Origin of the sequence: Brachybacterium sp. P6-10-X1 (genome assembly GCF_001969445.1) — a bacterium.
Lineage (GTDB): Bacteria > Actinomycetota > Actinomycetes > Actinomycetales > Dermabacteraceae > Brachybacterium.
Genome location: NZ_CP017297.1, coordinates 4135730 through 4154232, shown reverse-complemented (window position 1 = coordinate 4154232; position 18503 = coordinate 4135730). Strand labels below are relative to the sequence as shown.

Genomic DNA, 18503 nt, shown 5'->3' with positions numbered 1-18503 from the left:
TCGGCGGCGGGACGCACGCACCGCAGCGGAACGCGGACCGTCCGACGCACGCAGGGACCGTGACCAGGCACGAGGGCCGACCCGATGGGTCGGCCCTCGTGCTGTGTCGGCGGTCATGACCCCTCAGTCCCAGCCCGGGTGCTGACCGGCGAGAAGGACCGCCCCGCCGTCCACGCCCTTGGCACCCGCGATGACGTGCTCGAGATGGCTGCCCGGTTCGGGCAGCCGGTCCTCGCCGACGACCTCACCGATCACCCGCGCTCCCACTCCCCGCTCGGACAGCACCGCGAGGGTCGCATCGGCCTGCTCGGCACCGACCAGGGCGACCATGCCGATCCCCATGTTCAGCGTGCCCTCCAGGTCGAGCTGCGGCACCGAGCCCCAGCGGGCGATCTGCGAGAACACGGCACCGGGCTCCCAGCTGCCGCGGTCGATGCGCGCCGCCAGGCCGCGGGGCATGACGCGGGCGAGGTTCGCGCCGAGACCACCGCCGGTGACGTGGCTGAGCGCGTGGACGCCGCCGGTGGCCCGCGGGTCCGCGAGGACGGCCAGTAGGTCGGCGGTGTAGATGCGCGTGGGCTCCAGCAGCTCCTCGCCCAGGCTGCGGCCGAAGTCGTCGATATGGGTCCGGAGCGACAGGCTCTGCGCGGCGAGCACGGCGCGCACCAGCGAGTACCCGTTGGAATGCAGTCCGGAGGCGTCCATCCCGATCACCACGTCGCCGTCACGGACGCGGTCCGGTCCCAGCAGCTGATCCGCCTCGACGACGCCGACGGCGGCCCCGGCCACGTCGTAGTCGTCCTCGCCCATCAGCCCGGGATGCTCGGCGGTCTCGCCTCCCACCAGCGCGCAGCCCGCGAGCGTGCAGCCTTCGGCGATGCCGCGCACGATGTCCGCGATCCGCTCGGGCACCACGGCACCGCACGCGATGTAGTCGGTCATGGCCAGCGGGGCCGCCCCGACCACGACGATGTCGTCGACGACCATGCCGACGAGGTCGCGGCCGATGGTGTCGTGGGTGTCCATCTCCCGGGCGATCGCGAGCTTGGTGCCGACGCCGTCGGTGGAGGAGGCCAGCAGCGGCCGGCGGTAGTCCTTCAGCGCGCTGACGTCGACGAGTCCCGCGAAGGCGCCGATCCCTCCGAGCACCTGCGGTCCGTGCGTCGCGGCCACGGCCTCCTTCATGAGGTCGACGGCGCGGTCGCCCGCAGCTGTGTCGACCCCCGAATCGGCGTAGGTGATCGCGGGGGCGCTGGGGTCCGTGGTGTTCATGCGTCCTTCCCGACGGCGATGGCTTCGTGGTTGACCGAGGTGACGATCCCCTGGGCACGCGCGACGGGGTCGGGCAGCGAGACCGGGTAGGTCCCGGAGAAGCAGGCGGTGCACAGGGAGTCGGCGGGCTGCTCGGTGGCCGCGACCATGCCCTCCTCGGAGATGTAGCCGAGCGAGTCCGCTCCCAGGGACCGGGCGATCTCCTCGATGCCCAGCCCATTGGCGATCAGCTCGGCCCGGGAGGCGAAGTCGATGCCGTAGAAGCAGGGCCAGCGCACCGGTGGCGAGGAGATCCGCACATGGACCTCCGCCGCGCCGGCCTCGCGGAGCATCCGGACCACGGCGCGCTGGGTGTTCCCGCGGACGATCGAGTCGTCGACGACCACCAGGCGCTTGCCCTCGATGACCTCCCGCAGAGGATTGAGCTTCAACCGGATGCCGAGCTGACGGATGGTCTGGCTGGGCTGGATGAAGGTGCGGCCGACGTAGGCGTTCTTGACCATGCCCTGGCCGTAGGGGAGACCGGACTCCTGGGCGTACCCGATCGCGGCGGGCGTGCCGGATTCCGGGGTCGGGATCACCAGGTCCGCGTCCACGGGGTGCTCTCGGGCCAGCTGGCGGCCCATCTCGGCGCGCGCCTCGTTGACGCTGCGCCCCGCGATCCGCGTGTCGGGGCGGGCGAGGTAGGCGTACTCGAAGACGCAGCCCTTGGGCCGCGGCTCCATGACCTGCTCGCAGCGCAGCCCGCGCTCGTCGATGACGATCATCTCACCGGGGGCGACCTCCCGCACGAAGCTCGCGCCGCAGATGTCCAGGGCGGCGGTCTCGGAGGCCACCACCCATCCCCGCTCGAGACGGCCCAGCACGAGGGGGCGGATCCCTTGCGGGTCGCGCGCGGCATACAGCGTGGACTCGTTCATGAGGGTGAAGCAGTAGGCGCCGTGCAGATGCGGCATGATCTCGCGCAGCGAGTCCTCGAGCGGACCGTCGGCGTCGAGCAGGGCAGTGACCAGCGCGGTGTCGGTGGTGTTGCCGCGGGCGAGCTCCCCGGAGCGGGGCGTGCCGCGGCGCTGCTCGACGAGCTCCAGCAGCTGATCGGTGTTGACGAGGTTGCCGTTGTGGGCGAGCGCCACGGTGCCGTCGGGGCGGGGGCCGAGGGTGGGCTGGGCGTTGGACCACACGGAACCGCCGGTGGTCGAGTAGCGCGTGTGCCCGATGGCGATATGCCCCTGCAGGGCTTCGAGGGAGGCCTCGTCGAACACCTGGGAGACCAGGCCCATGTCCTTGTAGACGAGGATCTGCGAGCCGTCGGAGGCCGCGATGCCGGCGGACTCCTGCCCGCGGTGCTGCAGAGCGTAGAGACCGTAGTAGGTCAGTTTCGAGACGTCCTCGCCGGGGGCGAAGACGCCGAAGACTCCGCAGGAATCCTGCGGGCCCTTCTCCCCGGGGAGCAGGTCATGGGTGAGCTTTCCGTCTCCGCGTGCCACGGCACCATGATGACACAGCGCACCCGGGCACGCGGCCGCCGCTCACCGCCGGCGAGGACCGCCGGAGCGGTTGCGGACGGCGTCGACCACGGCGGCGACGGCGGCCAGCGGGATCCCCACGAAGACCCCGACGACGAGCACGAAGGTCACCACGCTGCTGGTATCCCGGAAGACGAGGAACGGCGAGATGACCAGGGCGATCACCATGGGTGCGGCGATCAGCACGGCGACCCAGAACGCCAGGGTCGGGATGCGGCGGCGGCGCACGTAGATGCTGGTGGAACCGGCGTCCGAGGAAGTGTCCCGCGCGGTGGCGGACGGCTGGTCGGTGGGGTCGTCGGGGTCCACGGAGCGCGGGGCGGCCGCGTCCGCCTCCGCTGACTCGACCGGTGCCTCGGTGACCTTCGACTCCTCGGCCGCATCTGCGGCGGAGGATGCGCCCCGGTCGAGATCGTCGGGGTGGTCGGCGCCTTCGGCGTCTCGGGTGGTGTTCACAGCTCTCCTGCGGCGTCGACCGCGGCGGCGACGACGGCCGGGTCGGTCTCGGTGTCGGGGGCGCCCGGTTCGACGGGGGCGCCGGGGCGGCGGCGGGCGGACAGGTGCACGTCGGCGACGCCGGTGCGGGCGGCGAGGTCGGCGAGGTCCGCGGGCCGGACCCCTCCCCCGGCGCACACGTCCAGCAGCTCCTCGGCCGCCGCGACCATCGCCGCGAGGTCGTCGGCCCCGTCGAGGGCGCGAGCGGCCCCACCGGAGCTGAGCACCCGGTGGAAGCCGAGGCCGAGGAGGTCGCGCACGGCCTGGGCACGCTGCTCGCGGCCGGGGAGGGCGTCGACGGCCCGGTGGAAGGTCAAGGTCAGACCGCGCGCCGCGGACTGCGCGGCGACCAGGGCGGTGTCCCGGACCGTCTCGATCGCGGGGACGTCCAGCTCGCCGTCGGGGGTGAGCGCGCCGAGCACCACGCCGGCGGCGCCGGCGGTGACGGTCTCCTCGGCCTGGCGGGCCATCCGGGCGATCTCCTCGTCGGAGAAGGCGAACTCGGCAGGTCGTCCCAGGAAGTCGTCCTGACCGGCGCGGCAGCGGATCAGCACGTGCACGTCGAAGTGGGGCTTGGCGTCCCGGGCGGCGACCAGGGCCGTGGCACGGGCGACGCACTGCTCGACCAGCTCGGGCGGCGGCGTCAGGCCACCGCGGTCCAGGTCCGTGCACAGCTCCACCCGGTCGGCGCCGCCGAGTGCGGCGACCTCCAGGCCGGCGAGGTCCTGGACGGCGATCTCCACGGCGCAGCTCATCGGTCCTCCTGGGGCTCGTGATCGATCGGCCTCTGCCCTCGGGAGGGTGTCTCGGCCTGCTCCCGGACGGGCAGCGCGGTCTGCTCCCGCTGCTCCCGCGCGGTGCGGACGACGCGTCGCGCTCCGGGCAGGGGCAGCAGCTCGGCGAGGTCGCTGCGCTCACCGCTGGCGCGGACGCGTCCGGCGGCGACGGCGTCGGCCCAGAGAAGTTCGCCGCTGACGAGCTCGAGCCAGGCGGCGGCGTCGGTCTCGACCACCGCGGGCGGGGTGCCCCGGGTGTGGCGGGTCCCCTCGATGGCCTGCACGGCCGCGTACGGCGGGACGCGCAGTTCGACCGCTCCGCCGGGGTGCTCCTCGGCGAAGATCTCCAGCGTGTGCCGGACTGCGGGGGCGAGTACCGCGCGCCGTGCGGCCGCGGGGTCGCTCGCCCATCGCGCCAGGGCGCTGCGACCTGCTTCGGGATCGGTCCTGCGGGTCACCACGTCAGCGAGTCGTCTCCGGCAGCAGATCGTGCACGGCGATGGTGTCGGCCCGATCGGGCCCGACGCCGATGGCGCTGATCCGGCAGCCGGCGAGCTCCTCGAGGCGATGGACGTACGCCCGGGCGTTCTCCGGCAGGTCCTCGAAGGTGCGTGCCTCGGAGAGGTCCTCGGACCAGCCGGGCAGCGTCTCGTGGACCGGCGTCGCGTGGTGGAACTCGGTCTGGGTCATCGGCATCTCGCGATGGATGACCCCGTCGATGTCATAGCCGGTGCAGATCGGCACCTCGTCGAGGCCGGTGAGCACGTCGAGCTTGGTCAGCACGATGTCGGTGAAGCCGTTGATGCGCACCGCATGGCGGATCATCAGGGCGTCGTACCAGCCGCAGCGGCGGGGGCGCCCGGTGTTCACGCCGACCTCGCCACCGGTTCTCTGGAGGTACTCGCCCCACTTGTCGAAGAGCTCGGTGGGGAACGGGCCGGCTCCCACACGGGTGGTGTAGGCCTTGACGATGCCGATCACCCGGTCGACGCGGGTGGGGCCGATCCCCGCGCCCGTGCAGGCACCGCCCGCGGTCGGATTGGAGCTGGTCACGAACGGGTACGTGCCGTGGTCGACGTCCAGGTACGTGGCCTGGCCGCCCTCCATCAGCACGACCTCGTCCCGGTCCAGGGCGGAGTTCAACAGCTCGACGGTGTCGACCACCATCGGGCGGAGGCGCTCGGCGTAGGTGAGCAGCTCCTGGGTGATCTCCTCGGGGTCGACGTCGCGCCGGTTGTAGACCTTCACCAGCAACTCGTTCTTCTGCCGCAGGGAGCTCTCGACCTTCTGCCGCAGGATCGAGGCGTCGAAGAGGTCCTGGACGCGGATGCCGAGGCGACCGATCTTGTCCATGTAGGCCGGGCCGATGCCGCGTCCGGTGGTGCCGATCGCGCGCTTGCCGAGGAAGCGCTCGGTGACCTTGTCCATCGTCTGGTGGAAGGAGGTGACGACGTGCGCGTCGGCGCTGATCCGCAGGCGCGAGGTGTCCACGCCACGCTGCTCGAGCATGCCGATCTCCTCGAACAGCGCTTCGAGATTGACCACCACGCCGTTGCCGATGACGGGTGTGACCTGCGAGGAGAGGATCCCGGCGGGAAGGAGCTTGAGCTCGAACTTCTCGCCGCCGACCACCACGGTGTGCCCGGCGTTGTTGCCGCCGTTGGGCTTGACGACGTAGTCGACCCGCTCTCCGAGGAGGTCGGTGGCCTTGCCCTTCCCCTCGTCACCCCACTGGGCTCCGACGATCATGACGGCGGGCATGGCGGCTCCTGGGACGAGTGATCGTCGACGTGCGACGAAGGGGGCTGATCGGGGGATGAGGATCGGGATACGAGGAATGGACTGCGGGTCCGCGGGTCAGCGGCGCGGCCGATGGACCGCGCCGACGGACCGCGTAGAGCCTACCAAGCACAGTCCGGGCGACGTCTGGGCGCGGCCTCAACCGGCCAGTGACCGTGCGGCAGCCTCACGGCATCGCACCCACCGGCGCTCCGCCAGCAGGCGACCCCGCACAGCGGTCACCGTGCTCGCATGAGGCCACCGGATGCGATGCCCGCCGACCGCCATGCGCGCGGCACCCGCTCGGCCCGGCAGGCCACGCGCTCGGCCCAGCAGGGCCACGCCGCTCAGCCGAGCAGGCTGGGGTCCGCTTCGCGGAGGAACGCCGTCACCCGATCGGCCTCCGCGTCATCGCCCAGGCGACGCGAGGTCTCCCCCAGCATCGCCAGTGCGCGCAGGAAGCCGCGGTTGGGGGCGTGGGAGGCCGGGATCGGGCCCTGTCCCCGCCAACCGGCCTGGCGCAGGGCGTCGAGACCGCGGTGGTACCCGGTGCGTGCGTAGGCGTAGGCCGCGATCTCGTCGCCGTCGGTCAGCGCGTCCTGCGCCAGGGTCGCCCAGACCATCGGCGACTCGGGATGGCGGGCCGCGATGTCGCGCGGCTCACCGTCGGAGAGCTCCTCGGTCACCTGGAGGTCGATGAAATCGTCGGGCAGCAGGGTCTCCGGGATGCCCAGAAGATTCCCGCTGGTGAGGTTATCGGTACGATCTGCCATGAAAGCATCGTAGGCGCTGGCGCCTGATGACCTCTCGGACCAGATTGATACCCCATGTCACACACGCAGGACGGCTCGGAGCTTCTCACCGGGTCCGGAGCAGGGGGCCTGCTCCGATCGGCCGTCGGGAACTCCGGCGGCGTGCTGCACAGCTGGCAGCTGGATCATGTCGACCATCGGCCCGGCCGCAGCACGAAGGCGCTCTACCGCACGATGGTGTCCTGGCCCGAGCTCGATGGTCCGCAGGCCCCGGCGCGCGAGGAGCTGTTCGGCGCGAGCGCCCACATCGGCGAGCGCGAGAAGAACCTCTACGTCGCCGAGCAGACCCTGGTCATGACCGACGGGGACATCAACGTGCGCGTGTGGCGCTACCCCCACGATCCATGGCTGCCGATGCTCCCGCTGGTGTGCTATCCGGACGTCGTCGGCCGTACCCTGGCGGACCTGGGGGTGCCGCTGGGCCAGGACCCCTCCGCGTCGATCGCGATCGACGTCGTCTCGTACCGGCCCGGGCGCCGGGCGGTGCTGCGGGCGAGCCAGGGCGACCGGGCCGTCTACCTCAAGGTCATGCAGCCGCATCGCAGCGGGGAGATCGTCGACCGCCACGAGCGCCTGCTGGCCGCCGGGGTCCCGGTCCCCGCCGTGATCGCCCATCACAACGGGCTGGTGGTGCTCGAGGAGCTGCCCGGCCGCCCCCTGGCCCGCGCGGTGATCGACGAGGGGGTCGAGGCCTGTTCCGCCGGCGACCTGGTCGCTCTCCTGGACCGGCTCCCCGCCTCCCTGTACACCCTGTCGGTGCGGCCGCCCTGGACCGATTCGGTGGAGTTCTACGCGGGGATCGTCAGCTCTTCGGTGCCGTCCCTGGCGCCCCGGCTCGACGCCCTCGTGCGCACCATCCGCGACGGTCTGGCGGCCCTCGAGCAGCGGATGGACATGCGCCCCCACGACGTGGTCCACGGGGACTTCTACGAGGCGCAGGTCTTCGTCCAGAACGGCAGGGTGGTGGGCCTGCTGGACATCGACACGGTGGGGCCGGGCCGACGGGCGGATGACCTCGCCTGCCTACTCGCCCACCTCAGCGTGCTGGCCGACTACGGCAACGCCGGCCGGATCGATCGCGCCATGCAGGAGCGCGTCGAGGAGGCGATCCGCACCTGGCAGAGAACGTTCGCGGATCGGGTCGATCCCACCGAGCTCGCTCTGCGGTCCGCGGGCGTCGTGCTGTCGCTGGCCACCGGGCCGCATCGCCAGCAGGAGGCGGCTTGGGAGGCTGCGACCGAGGCGATCGTGCGCGTGGCCGAGCAATGGGTCTCCCGCGCCCGTGCGGCCGAGTCCCACCGCCTCGCCGCCCAGGACCCCACGCCGTCCTCGCCGCCCCCCTCGCACACTCCCTCCTCGAGCGTTCCGAGCGGCTCGGCACCGCGGGGCCCGACGGGCATGCGTCCCGACCCGCAGGGCCCGACGGGGTTGCGCCCCGCCCCACAGGGCTCCGCCGAGGTGCCGGCGGGCGCTCCGGGCGCGTCGGGCCGTCCGCCCGCGCGGCCGCGATCCGTGGCCCCTTCTCGAGCGACACCAGGACCCGAGCAGCAACCCGTCGCCCCCACCCGACCCGCTCCCCCGCCCGAGCAGCGCACTTCCCCCGAGGCACGCTCGACGCCACCACCGCAGTCGTCGGGTTCGACGCAGCCGCTCCCGGTGGCGGAGCAGCCCGATCGCCGCGACAGCGGCGACGACTCCCCCACCCAGGAACGTCGGATCGACTCGATCCTGCCGCAGTGACCGACTGACCGGCCGCGCTGGCCCGGCCGTGCTGACCGGCACGGCCCATCCTGCGGACCGTCGGGGTGTGCCAGGATCGAGGCATGCGTGCAGTGCTCCAGCGAGTCGACGGTGCCCAGGTCGAGGTCGACGGCGAGATGATCGGCGCCGTCGCGGGCGAGGGCCTGGTGGCGCTGGTCGGCGTGACCCATGAGGACGGCCCCGAGCAGGTGTCCACGATCGCCCGGAAGATCTGCGAGCTGCGGATCCTCGAGGGCGAGCGCTCGGTCCTCGATACCGGCGCTCAGGTCCTGGTCGTGTCCCAGTTCACGCTGTACGGCGATGCGCGGAAGGGGCGCCGGCCCTCCTGGAGCGCAGCCGCCCCGGGGGCGGTGGCCGAGCCGCTCGTGGCGCAGGTCGTCGAGGCGATCCGCGACCGCGGGGTGGAGGTCTCCGCGGGCCGCTTCGGCGCGCACATGCGCGTCGGCCTCGTGAACGACGGCCCGGTCACTCTCCTGCTGGAGGCCTGAGGGAGCGCCGCAGGGCCCTCAGCGCAGCAGCATCGCCGCGAGGTCGGCGACGGTCTCCGCGCGGGGCCACCCGGACTCCCGTTCGACGGCTCCCCCGTACCCCCAGCCTGTGAGCACGGCGGGCAGGCCGTGCACCGCGGCGCCCTCGGCATCGTGGATCCGATCGCCGATCATCACGGCCGGCGCCCCGGAGACAGCACCGCGGTCGGTCGCCGTGGTGCGCGCCTCGAGGCCGAGCCGGACCAGAACGCTCCGGACGACGGCCGCCTTGTCGTCCCGACCCGTCGCCCGGTCGGTGCCGGCGATCAGGGCCAGGTCGCCGTCGAGCCCCTGATGGGCGAGGAGACGGCGCGCCGTGGTCTCGGGTTTGTTGGTGGCGACCGCCATGGTGCGACCGTCCCGGGCGAGTCCCTCCAGCAGCTCGGGGATCCCCGGATACGGCGGCGCCGCCAGGAGCCCGCCCACCTGATAGTGCTCGCTGTAGGCGAGTTCGAGCTTCTCGGCGCGCTCTGCGCTGAGGCCGAGGGTCCCCTGGAACGATTCGGCCAGCGGCGGGCCGACGAAGGTCCGCAGCACCTCGGGCGGAGGCAGCTCCTCCCCGCACTCGGCGAAGGCGCGCCCGAGCCCGTCGAGGATCCCCGGCCCCGAATCGACCAGGGTTCCGTCGAGATCCAGCAGGACGACGGGGACATCGGCGAGGGCGCCGGGCGCGAGGATCGACATGGCCCCGACACTATCGGCGGACCGTCATCGCCGTCGGCCTCGCTTCTCGCCCGCCGCCGTCCGCGCAGGCGGCAACGGCGTGGGCGCGATATGCGCCTCGTCCCGGGCCCGCGTAGGCTGGCGCCATGACCTACACACTCGTGCTGCTCCGCCACGGCGAGAGCGACTGGAACGCGAAGAACCTGTTCACCGGATGGGTGGACGTGCCCCTCACCGAGAAGGGACGCCAGGAGGCCACCGAGGGCGGCGACCTGCTCAAGGAGGCCGGGATACTCCCCGACATCGTGCACACCTCCCTGCAGCGTCGCGCGATCATGACCGCGAACCTCTCCCTGGACGCCGCGGACCGCCACTGGATCCCCGTCAAGCGCGACTGGCGCCTGAACGAGCGCCACTACGGCGCTCTGCAGGGCATGAACAAGTCCGAGATCCGGGAGAAGTACGGCGAGGAGAAGTTCATGGCCTGGCGCCGCTCCTACGACACCCCGCCGCCGGAGATCGAGTTCGGCACGGAGTTCAGCCAGGACCAGGACCCGCAGTACGCGGATCTCGGTGATCAACTGCCGAAGTCCGAGTGCCTCAAGGACGTCGTCGAGCGCTTCCTCCCGTACTGGGAGGAGGGCATCAAGCCCGATCTCGTCGAAGGCAGGACGGTATTGATCGCCGCCCACGGCAACTCGCTGCGCGCGCTGGTGAAGTACCTCGACGGCATCTCCGACGAGGAGATCTCGTCCCTGAACATCCCCACCGGTCAGCCGCTGGTGTACGAGCTCGACGAGAGCTTCGAGCCCGTCGAGAAGGGTGGCCGCTACCTCGACCCGGTCGCCGCGAAGGCCGCCGCCGAGGCCGTCGCGAACCAGGGCACGAAGTGAGCACGGACCGCACGATCACCGGGCCGCGGAGCTGATCGCCGGCCTCGGACGAGGGCCCTTCCGGCAGCTGCAGGAGGGGCCCTCGTCCGTCGGTGCCGCCTCCCCGCGGCGCCACCGGGTCCCCGGAGGGCGGGCTCTGCGCGGCTACCCTGTATGCCCATGACCTCACTCCGCGATGCATCCCTCCAGGTCCACGGCGATCCGCCGTCGGCAGTCCGTCCCGTCGACGAGCTCGGCGCGGCCGATGTCGCCACGATGCTGACCGCTCCGTCGGCGCCCGAGCTGCTCGACCTGCTGGGGATCACGGGCCAGGACCATGACGAGCTCATGCCCCTGCTGGGCCCCGCAGCTGCCGACGACGAGATCCTCGGGGAGATCACCCGCACCGCGAACCTGCTGCGCGCCGGTGCCGGACTCGACGTGCCGGAGGCGGACCTCGGGTCGCTCGGCGAGCACCACCGGACCCTTCAGCAGCGCCTCGCGCCCGGCGAGGGCCTGGTGGCGATCCTCGCGCTCGCGGTGAGCACGAGCACCGTGCGCGCCTGGCATGCGGCGCGGGGGCTGAGCACCGAGCTGTCCTGGGAGGTCCTCGCCGATCTCGGCCAGCAGATGCGGGTGCACCGGCGCAGCAGCGGACGGCTCGGGCTGCACCAGCTCGGCTGGATGGCCCTGAACTGGGCCGGACGTCTGGTCCATCTGGGCCGGCTGCAGTTCGATCTGCATCGCATCGAGGAAGGGACCGGCCACGAGCGCTGGGTGCTGGGCACCCACATCCCTGCCCGCGGCCCGCTGACGCCGGAGGCGGTCGAGGACTCCTTCCTCCGCGCCACCGAGTGCGCCACCACGCACTACGCCGACCTCGATGCCGACCGACCGCAGGGTGCCCCGGCATTCGGGCACGAGTTCGTGTGCGACTCGTGGCTGATGAACCCGGTGCTCGTCGACGAGCTGGGGGCCGACTCGAACATCGGTGGCTTCGTCGACCGCTGGGAGATCGTCTCCCACTCCCCCGGCGCGGACTCCGCGGCGTTCTTCGTCTTCGGCGAGCGCCCGCCCTACGAGGCCGCGGCCCTGCCGCGCGTCACCCGGCTCGAGCGCGTCGTCGCCGAGCGTCTGGCCGACGGTCGCGGCTGGGAGGTCGGCGTCGGCCGCCTGGTGCGGTAGGGGCGCGCGATGCCGCCTCAGGCTTCGATGATCCCCGAATCGTAGAGGTCGGTGACCTCGTCGAACGCCGCGAGCAGGTCGATGCCCTTGGCCATGGACAGCGCGAACGCGCTGCGGGTCAGGGCGAAGCCGACCTGCACGGCGACGACGGCACGAGTGCGGGCCTCCTCCCCCTCCAGCACTGCCGTCAGGGCCTCGGTCATCTCGGTCTGGACCTCCAGGAGCCGGCCCGAGGAGATCGAGTGCAGCAGCGGCTCCTTGGCCATCACCTGCTTCTTCAGATCCCGCAGCTCCGGATCCGCGGGGACCGCGGTCAGGGCATCGCGCAGCACGATCCGCAGCGCCTCGCGGGGCGAGTGCTCCGCGAGTTCGACGCGCAGCCGTCCTCCGATCTCGATCGAATCGCCCGTGATCACGCCGAGGACCGCCGCATCCTTGGTGGTCCAGTGGTTGAAGAAGGTTCGGGTGGAGACTCCGGCGCGTCGGGCGATCATCTCGACCGTCACCTGCGCGAAGCCGTGCTCGGCGACGAGCTCGAGCGCGGCCCGGTGCATCGCCACGCGGGTCTGGCGCTTCTTCAGCTCGCGCAGTCCGAGGCCCTCGGTCGCCGGATCGCCGCCATCGCCCGGCGAGGAGGCGGGCGGGGCGGAGGAAGTCTGTGGGTCCATCACGGCTCCCATCGTAGGTCCGTCAGATCACAAATATTGCATCCACTGAAATAGTGCAGTCAATGCAACAGTTGGCTAGGATGATCCGGTCGAGGCTCGATGGTGTGCAGCGACCGTCGGACGAGTCCCCTCCCGCCCGAGAACGTCCGCCCGTCCACCTCTCATCTCCCGAGGACCTCCGTGAGCACTGCATCGACCTCCGCGTCGGCGCCCGACTCCGCCGTCGGCACCGCGCCCTCCCCCACCCCTGAGCCCTTCGTCGGCCTGGATCGACGGAGCAAGCTCGTCTTCGCCGGCCTCATGCTCGGCATGCTGGTCGCCTCCCTCTCCCAGACCATCGTCAGTCCCGCTATGCCGGTCATCGTCGCCGACCTGGGCGGGATGGCGCACTACAGCTGGATCGCGACCTCCGCGATGCTGGTCTCCGCCGTCACCGTCCCCGTGGTCGGCAAGCTCTCCGACCAGTACGGCCGCCGCGGCTTCTACCTCGCCGGCATCGCGATCTTCCTGCTCGGCTCGATCCTGGCCGGCTTCTCCACGAACTTCTGGTTCCTGGTCGCCGCCCGCGCCGTGCAGGGCCTGGGCATGGGCACCCTGATGCCCCTGTCCCAGACGATCATCGGCGACATCATCCCGCCGCGTCAGCGCGGCAAGTACCAGGGCCTGATGGGCGCCACGTTCGGTCTGGCCTCCATCGCCGGGCCGCTGATCGGCGGCACCGTGACCGACCACTTCGGCTGGCGCTACCTGTTCTTCCTCACGCTGCCCCTGGGCGTGATCGCCTTCGCGTTCGTGCTGCGGTTCCTGCACCTGGACCACGTCGCCCGCCGCACCACCGTCGACGTGCTGGGCATCATCACCCTCACCCCGGGTCTGGTCATCGGGCTCCTGGCGACCTCCTGGGGCGGCGCCACCTACGCCTGGGACTCCCCGACGATCATCGGCATGTACGTCGCGGCCGCCCTGCTGCTGGGACTGTTCGTGCGGATCGAGATGCGGGCCGAGAACCCGCTGCTGCCGCTGGGCATGCTGGCCCGTCCGGTGGTCGCGCTGTCGATCCTGGCCTCCTTCGCCGTCGCCGTGGCGATGTTCGGCGCGATCATCTACATCCCGGTGTACGCCCAGGCCGTCATGGGCGTCTCCGCCACCGGGTCCGGCGCGATCCTCATCCCGCAGTCGGTCTCGATGATCGGCATGTCCATCCTCTCGGGCCTGCTGGTCTCCCGGACCGGCCGGTACAAGGAGATCCTGATCGTCGGCGGGCTCGTGATGCTGACGGGCTACTGGCTGCTCACCCAGGTCGCCTACGGCGACGCCGCCTGGCACCTGACGGTCGCGATGGTGGTGATCGGCCTGGGCCTGGGCATGATGATGCAGATCTTCACCCTGGTGGTGCAGAACGCCGTGCCGCAGTCCGAGCTGGGCGTGGCCACCGCCTCGGTCCAGTTCTTCCGCAACATCGGGTCGACCGTCGGCATCGCCGTCCTCGGCACGGTGATGACCTCGCGGATGCAACCGGCGATCGAGAGCCGTCTGCCGGCCGGCGCCTCCGCCATGATGCAGGGCGGCGACAGCGGCGCCGGGGTGGGCTCGGTGCTCGACCAGGGCACGCTGGAGAAGCTCCCGGCCCCGATCGTCGAGGCCATCCGCACCGGCATGGGCGAGGCGATGCACGACGTGTTCTTCACCGCGATCCCCTTCGTGGTCGTCGCCATCGTGCTGTCGATCTTCATTCCGCACCTGAAGCTCCGCGACACCCTGGATCACCATGAGCCGGCCACCAGCACGGGCTCGGTACCGGCGCTCGCGGTCGACGAGGACGAGGTCCACGGCGAGGCCGACGGGGGCTCCGACGTCTCCGCCGACCCCCACCGCACTCGGGTCTGATCCCGAGCGCGGGGATTCCGCGTCGCCGTCTCCGGTTCCGAGAGGCCCTGCACCGCGTGATCGGTGCAGGGCCTCTCTCATCGACGCCGATTCCATTCCACCCCGGTCACGGTTCCGTCGCCGACCCGGTGCAGGCCGCCGGCTTCGTGGGACCATGAACGGGTGCCTCTCACCGATCACTTCCCGCCCTCGCTCCCCGCCTCGCTCGAGGGGAGGCTGACGACCCGTCTGCCCTCCGAGTCCGACGTCGAGCCGCTGGCTGGACTGCTCGCGACGGCCCAGCGGGAGCACACGCCGGAGGGCATCGTCGACGAGGACTCCCTGCGGTCCCAGCTGGTCGGGTTGAAGTCCTGGTCCCGGCGCGAGATCGTCGTCGTCCCTGCCGCGGCCGACGGCTCCCCCACCGAGGACGAGGACCCACTGGCCTGGCTCGCCCTCGAGGATCGCGCCCGCGGGCGCACCGACCTGCAGTTCGTCATCGCCCGCGAGGCGCCCGAGCGCGAGGCCCTGGCCGCCGCCCTCATGGAGTGGGCGGTCGAGGTCGGCGGATCCTTCGCCCGCCACCGCGGGGTCGAGAGCACGCAGATGTCCTGCGACACCTACGAGCTGGACGTCGACCGCGCGAGCCTGCTGCGGGCCGCCGGGTACGAGATGGTGCGCACCTGGCTGCACATGCGCCGCCCGGTGACGGCCGACGAGGCCGACGGCGGGCCCGAGCCCCGGCAGGGCACCCGCGTGAGGCCCGTGCACCGTCACGAGTCGGGACTGCCCGTGGCGCAGGACGTCCGCACCGTCCACCGGATGCTCGAGGAGTCCTTCGCCGACCACTGGGGCTCCTATCGCGAGTCCTTCGCGGAGTTCGTCCAGCGCCTCATCGAGACCCCCGAGGAGGCGGCCTGGGACCACTGGTGGATCGCGGAGATCGAGCGCGAGGAGATGTGGCTGCCCGCCGGCGGCCTGGTCGCGGCGCGGATGCCGGCCACCCCGGCCCTGGGTGAGGGCACGTACCTCGAGTACCTCGGCGTCCACCGCAGCGCCCGTGGCCACGGCATCGCGAAGTCGCTGCTGGGGGCCGCGATCCGCGACGCTGCCGAGCGGGGCCGCACCCACGTCGATCTCGAGGTCGACGCCGACTCCCCCACCGGCGCCGACGGGCTGTACGAGTCGATGGGCTGGGCGACCCACGAGCGCACGCAGTCCTGGCACTCCTCCGCGCCCGCGCACGCCTCGCGCCTGCTCGAACCGCCGACGGACTGACGGGGGTCACCGGACACGCGGGACGTGAGGCGTCGGCCTGCGCTCGGTGCCGACCCCCGGCCCGGGGCGGCCTGCGGCGGAGAGCTCCTCAGCCCACCGTGGCGGGCTCGTCCTCGGGAAGCCGCCGTCGGATGGCGTCGGGCCAGGCAAGCTGCACCCTCAGCTCGTCGGCCAGGAGCGCCTGCAGCTCGCGAGTGAGCTCGTCGCTGGCGTGGACCGCGGCCGGGTCGACGCCGTGCCGCCCGGTGATCTCCGACAGGGCGCCCACGGCCTCGCCGATCGACCACTCCACGGGGTGGAGCCGGTAGGCGCCGTTGGAGATATGGGTGGTGCCGATGTTCTTGTTCGCCGGCACCAGGTTCGTCACGTCCCGCGGGATGAGCGCGCCCAACGGGATCTGGAAGGGAAAGCAGTCGATGTCGACGTAGTTCCGCCCCGACGTCGAGGGGTGCAGGTCGATGCGATAGTGGCCGGTGCCGACGGTGTCGGCGAACTCCTCCGATCCGGCGTGCTCGCCGCGCATCTCCCGGCCGATGTGCTCCTCGGTGATCGTGAACCGGGCGCGGATCCGGCGCGATTCGCGGATGTAGGGCTGTCTGGCCAGCCCGTCGGCCGTGCCGAGCACGTCCCCGCGCAGCCGCAGCTCCGGATATCCCGTTCCCCCGTCGCTGCGCGGTGCCTCGTGCTGCAACCAGTGGACGAAGGACAGCGTGAGCTGGCGGGCCTCGTCCTCGGCACGGGCACGGGCCTCCGCATCGACACCGAGCAGCGGTGCATCCCAGAAATCGACCTGCGGCCAGTTCACCAGCGTCACGTCCCCGCCGGGGCTGCCCGGCTCCATCAGCCGCTGGGCGCGGATGCGCCGGTAGTGCCACATGTCACCGACCCCGTCGAGCCGCTCGTGGTCCGTCGGATCTCCCGCGAAGATCGGCCGGGAGCGCCGCTGAAGAGTGATCGGGTGGACGTCGTCGAAGGAGAGCTGCGGGCCGGGCCAGAAGTCCGGGACGACCGTGGCGAAGCGCTCGTACAGGGCGGGGCGCGGCACCAGCTCCTCATGGCCCGGTGCCCAGTCCAGGGCGCAGCACCAGGTGACCGCCTGCTGGTCCGACGGGTCGGCGTCGGCCGGGGCGTGCAGCTCGCCGTGCTCGGCGCGACCCTCCGCCCCGATCACGTGGTCGAGGTCGCCGAGGGCGAGCAGGTCACCGAGTTCCGTCGCGTCCACGAACAGGGGTGCGATCAGCCGGCGCCCCTGCCCGGACGTCGTCCCGCGCACGGTCACGGCGGTGATGCGGTCACCCTGTCGGTCCACGCCGACCACCTCGTGTTCTCGCAGCCACTGCACTCGCCCGCTGGACAGCAGCGGGGAGAGCATCTCCTCGAGCACGAGCGCACCGATCCGCGGCTCGTGGCACAGCCGGGAGACGAAGCCGGCTCCCGGGTTCAGGAACGGGTCCTCGCGCGCGCGGTCCGTCAGCGGGAAATGACGCCGGTAGTGATCGCGCACGCGCTCGCGGAACTCCGCGTAGGAGGCCGACGTGGGATGGCTGTCGGCCCAGCGCGACTCGTCCGGCGGCACGGCCTGGACGGTCAGCTGGCCACCGAGCCACGAGTCGGCCTCGGTGAGGATCACGCGCCGTCCGAGTCGGGCGGCGGTCAGCGCCGCCGCCACGCCGCCGAGTCCACCGCCGACCACGACGAGGTCGGCCCGGGACACCGGGAGCTGATCACGGGTGCTCGGCATGGTCATGGAGGGGCCCTTCCTACGCGGTGTGCTGTCTGCCCGGGACGGTCCGGGCGGGTCGGGCGGCTCGCTCCTCGACGGGCGAGATCGTCCCGAGGTGGTGCGGCAGGCACCGGATCATGCCGTGATGGTCGGACGGGAGGTCGCCGTCGAGGATCGCCGCGAGCACCTTCACGGCGCGGCTTCCCACCTCCTGCTTCGGGATGACCAGGTGCGACCACCCCGCGGTCCGCCCGCTGCGCAACGGCCTCTCCAGGCACACGGCCGACAGATCGTCCGGGATCCGCAGCCCCGCCCGGGACACCGTCGATGCGAGGCTCTCGGCCGAGGTCGGGTTCTCGGCCACCACCGCGCTCACCCCGTCCAGCCTCCACTGCTCCACCACGTCCCGGGTCAGCCGCGACAACGGGACCTGGTAGGTCTCGTCGTCGACCGTCGCGGCGGCGAAGGCCTCGCGGCGGGCGACCGAGGGAAGGCGATCGTCGTCCCCCCGGACGTAGGCGAGGCAGCGATGCCCCGCCCCGTGCAGGTCCTCGACCAGCCCGCGGACGGCCCCCTCGTAGTCGACGGCCACCCAGGCCGCCGCGGGGACCGGGTCATAGCCGCCCAGGCTCACGAAGGGATAGCCGTCCTCGGCGAGCCGACTCAGCTCCTGCTCGTCACGCTGCTGCCCGAGGACCACGGACCCGTCGGCGACCTGGAGGCGATTCGTCCCGCGGTCGTAGATGGTCCGGCTGCCGTCGGCGCGCTGGGTCGAGGAGAACAGCACCAGGTCGCGCCCGAGCTCCGCGGCGGCGATCTCGATCCCGACCAGGAACTCGTGGAAGTAGTCATCGGGCGTCGCGGGGAAGACCGGCTCGTAGGTGAAGACCCCGATCAATCCGCTGCGACCGCCCCGGAGGGACTGCGCGACGGGATCGGGCACGTACCCCAGGTCCGCCATCGCCGTGCGAACGCGCTCCTGCGTCCGAGCGGAGACCCCTCCCTCGGAGGCGCGACCGCTCACCACCAGGGACACCGTCGCCTGCGAGACCCCGGCTGCTTGCGCGATGTCGCGCTGACGTACTCGCACCAGCAACTCCTTGTTCGTATCAGTTCCGGTATCGACTGTAGACGGCGAGCCCATGATCCTCAAGGTCGGACGCGGGCGACCCTCGGCACCGCCGGACCGCATCCCGTGGCTCGCAGGTCATCGACGGTCATGCCGCTCACGACCCGCCGACGTGGGGACCCGAGCGAATCGTCACCCCCTTGACTGTGATCTGCGCCATGCCTATGGTTC

At 71.9% G+C, this 18503-nt stretch carries 17 protein-coding genes; 6 read left to right on the top strand and 11 right to left on the bottom strand.

Going from position 1 to position 18503, the window contains the following annotated elements:
- Nucleotides 1-123: 123 nt before the first annotated feature.
- From purM to BH708_RS18425, 7 genes are all read right to left on the bottom strand, one after another.
- A complete protein-coding gene (purM, locus tag BH708_RS18455) occupies nucleotides 124-1272 on the bottom strand; it encodes a phosphoribosylformylglycinamidine cyclo-ligase (RefSeq protein ID WP_076810417.1) in 1149 nt (382 codons plus the stop codon).
- A complete protein-coding gene (gene purF / locus BH708_RS18450; protein ID WP_076810416.1) occupies nucleotides 1269-2759 on the bottom strand; it encodes an amidophosphoribosyltransferase in 1491 nt (496 codons plus the stop codon). The genes purM and purF overlap by 4 nt, the downstream gene beginning before the upstream one ends.
- Nucleotides 2760-2801: 42 nt before the next feature.
- Nucleotides 2802-3254, bottom strand: a complete 453-nt coding sequence (locus BH708_RS18445) for a hypothetical protein (RefSeq protein ID WP_076810415.1) — start codon at nucleotides 3252-3254, stop codon at nucleotides 2802-2804.
- Complete coding sequence (locus tag BH708_RS18440; protein WP_076810414.1) at nucleotides 3251-4048, bottom strand: copper homeostasis protein CutC; 798 nt, start codon at nucleotides 4046-4048, stop codon at nucleotides 3251-3253. The genes BH708_RS18445 and BH708_RS18440 overlap by 4 nt, the downstream gene beginning before the upstream one ends.
- The gene (locus tag BH708_RS18435) at nucleotides 4045-4527 is read right to left on the bottom strand and encodes a sterol carrier family protein (RefSeq protein ID WP_371329917.1); all 483 of its coding nucleotides are present in this window, start codon (nucleotides 4525-4527) and stop codon (nucleotides 4045-4047) included. The genes BH708_RS18440 and BH708_RS18435 overlap by 4 nt, the downstream gene beginning before the upstream one ends.
- A gap of 4 nt (nucleotides 4528-4531) precedes the next feature.
- Nucleotides 4532-5830, bottom strand: coding sequence for an adenylosuccinate synthase (locus tag BH708_RS18430; protein ID WP_076810413.1), 1299 nt, complete (start codon nucleotides 5828-5830; stop codon nucleotides 4532-4534).
- Nucleotides 5831-6195: 365 nt separating this feature from the next.
- On the bottom strand, nucleotides 6196-6621 hold the full coding sequence (locus tag BH708_RS18425) for a DUF3151 domain-containing protein (RefSeq protein ID WP_076810412.1): 426 nt from the start codon (nucleotides 6619-6621) through the stop codon (nucleotides 6196-6198).
- 54 nt (nucleotides 6622-6675) lie between these two features.
- Here BH708_RS18425 and BH708_RS18420 point away from each other — a divergent pair, with 54 nt between their 5' ends.
- Nucleotides 6676-8400, top strand: coding sequence for a phosphotransferase (locus BH708_RS18420; protein WP_076810411.1), 1725 nt, complete (start codon nucleotides 6676-6678; stop codon nucleotides 8398-8400).
- An 83-nt stretch (nucleotides 8401-8483) separates the two neighbouring features.
- On the top strand, nucleotides 8484-8909 hold the full coding sequence (gene dtd / locus BH708_RS18415) for a D-aminoacyl-tRNA deacylase (protein WP_076810410.1): 426 nt from the start codon (nucleotides 8484-8486) through the stop codon (nucleotides 8907-8909).
- A gap of 18 nt (nucleotides 8910-8927) precedes the next feature.
- Here dtd and BH708_RS18410 read toward each other — a convergent pair whose 3' ends face one another.
- Nucleotides 8928-9632 carry an HAD hydrolase-like protein gene (locus BH708_RS18410; RefSeq protein WP_076810409.1) on the bottom strand — a complete coding sequence of 235 codons (705 nt, stop codon included), beginning with the start codon at nucleotides 9630-9632 and terminating at the stop codon, nucleotides 8928-8930.
- Nucleotides 9633-9757: 125 nt separating this feature from the next.
- Here BH708_RS18410 and BH708_RS18405 point away from each other — a divergent pair, with 125 nt between their 5' ends.
- A complete protein-coding gene (locus BH708_RS18405; protein WP_076810408.1) occupies nucleotides 9758-10504 on the top strand; it encodes a phosphoglyceromutase in 747 nt (248 codons plus the stop codon).
- A gap of 159 nt (nucleotides 10505-10663) precedes the next feature.
- Nucleotides 10664-11668: an acyltransferase domain-containing protein gene (locus tag BH708_RS18400; protein ID WP_076810407.1), complete on the top strand. Its 1005-nt coding sequence runs from the start codon at nucleotides 10664-10666 to the stop codon at nucleotides 11666-11668.
- Nucleotides 11669-11685: 17 nt separating this feature from the next.
- Here the strand turns inward: BH708_RS18400 and BH708_RS18395 are convergent, their stop codons facing one another.
- On the bottom strand, nucleotides 11686-12336 hold the full coding sequence (locus tag BH708_RS18395; protein WP_076811606.1) for a TetR/AcrR family transcriptional regulator: 651 nt from the start codon (nucleotides 12334-12336) through the stop codon (nucleotides 11686-11688).
- Between the two features lie 180 nt (nucleotides 12337-12516).
- Here BH708_RS18395 and BH708_RS18390 point away from each other — a divergent pair, with 180 nt between their 5' ends.
- A complete protein-coding gene (locus tag BH708_RS18390) occupies nucleotides 12517-14223 on the top strand; it encodes an MDR family MFS transporter (RefSeq protein WP_076810406.1) in 1707 nt (568 codons plus the stop codon).
- Between the two features lie 162 nt (nucleotides 14224-14385).
- The gene (locus BH708_RS18385; RefSeq protein ID WP_076810405.1) at nucleotides 14386-15480 is read left to right on the top strand and encodes a GNAT family N-acetyltransferase; all 1095 of its coding nucleotides are present in this window, start codon (nucleotides 14386-14388) and stop codon (nucleotides 15478-15480) included.
- Nucleotides 15481-15568: 88 nt separating this feature from the next.
- Here the strand turns inward: BH708_RS18385 and BH708_RS18380 are convergent, their stop codons facing one another.
- Complete coding sequence (locus tag BH708_RS18380) at nucleotides 15569-17227, bottom strand: FAD-dependent oxidoreductase (protein ID WP_253705402.1); 1659 nt, start codon at nucleotides 17225-17227, stop codon at nucleotides 15569-15571.
- Between the two features lie 13 nt (nucleotides 17228-17240).
- Nucleotides 17241-18293, bottom strand: a complete 1053-nt coding sequence (locus BH708_RS18375; protein ID WP_076810404.1) for a LacI family DNA-binding transcriptional regulator — start codon at nucleotides 18291-18293, stop codon at nucleotides 17241-17243.
- Nucleotides 18294-18503 lie beyond the last annotated feature (210 nt).

Excerpts from the sequence above, each read along its gene's own strand:
- purM (WP_076810417.1), bottom strand. The coding sequence starts at position 1,272 with ATGAACACCACGGACCCCAGCGCCCCCGCGATCACCTACGCCGATTCG.
- dtd (WP_076810410.1), top strand. The coding sequence starts at position 8,484 with ATGCGTGCAGTGCTCCAGCGAGTCGACGGTGCCCAGGTCGAGGTCGAC.
- BH708_RS18380 (WP_253705402.1), bottom strand. The coding sequence starts at position 17,227 with ATGACCATGCCGAGCACCCGTGATCAGCTCCCGGTGTCCCGGGCCGAC.
- BH708_RS18400 (WP_076810407.1), top strand. The coding sequence starts at position 10,664 with ATGACCTCACTCCGCGATGCATCCCTCCAGGTCCACGGCGATCCGCCG.
- BH708_RS18395 (WP_076811606.1), bottom strand. The coding sequence starts at position 12,336 with ATGGACCCACAGACTTCCTCCGCCCCGCCCGCCTCCTCGCCGGGCGAT.
- BH708_RS18440 (WP_076810414.1), bottom strand. The coding sequence starts at position 4,048 with ATGAGCTGCGCCGTGGAGATCGCCGTCCAGGACCTCGCCGGCCTGGAG.
- BH708_RS18410 (WP_076810409.1), bottom strand. The coding sequence starts at position 9,632 with ATGTCGATCCTCGCGCCCGGCGCCCTCGCCGATGTCCCCGTCGTCCTG.
- BH708_RS18420 (WP_076810411.1), top strand. The coding sequence starts at position 6,676 with ATGTCACACACGCAGGACGGCTCGGAGCTTCTCACCGGGTCCGGAGCA.
- BH708_RS18425 (WP_076810412.1), bottom strand. The coding sequence starts at position 6,621 with ATGGCAGATCGTACCGATAACCTCACCAGCGGGAATCTTCTGGGCATC.
- BH708_RS18405 (WP_076810408.1), top strand. The coding sequence starts at position 9,758 with ATGACCTACACACTCGTGCTGCTCCGCCACGGCGAGAGCGACTGGAAC.
- BH708_RS18430 (WP_076810413.1), bottom strand. The coding sequence starts at position 5,830 with ATGCCCGCCGTCATGATCGTCGGAGCCCAGTGGGGTGACGAGGGGAAG.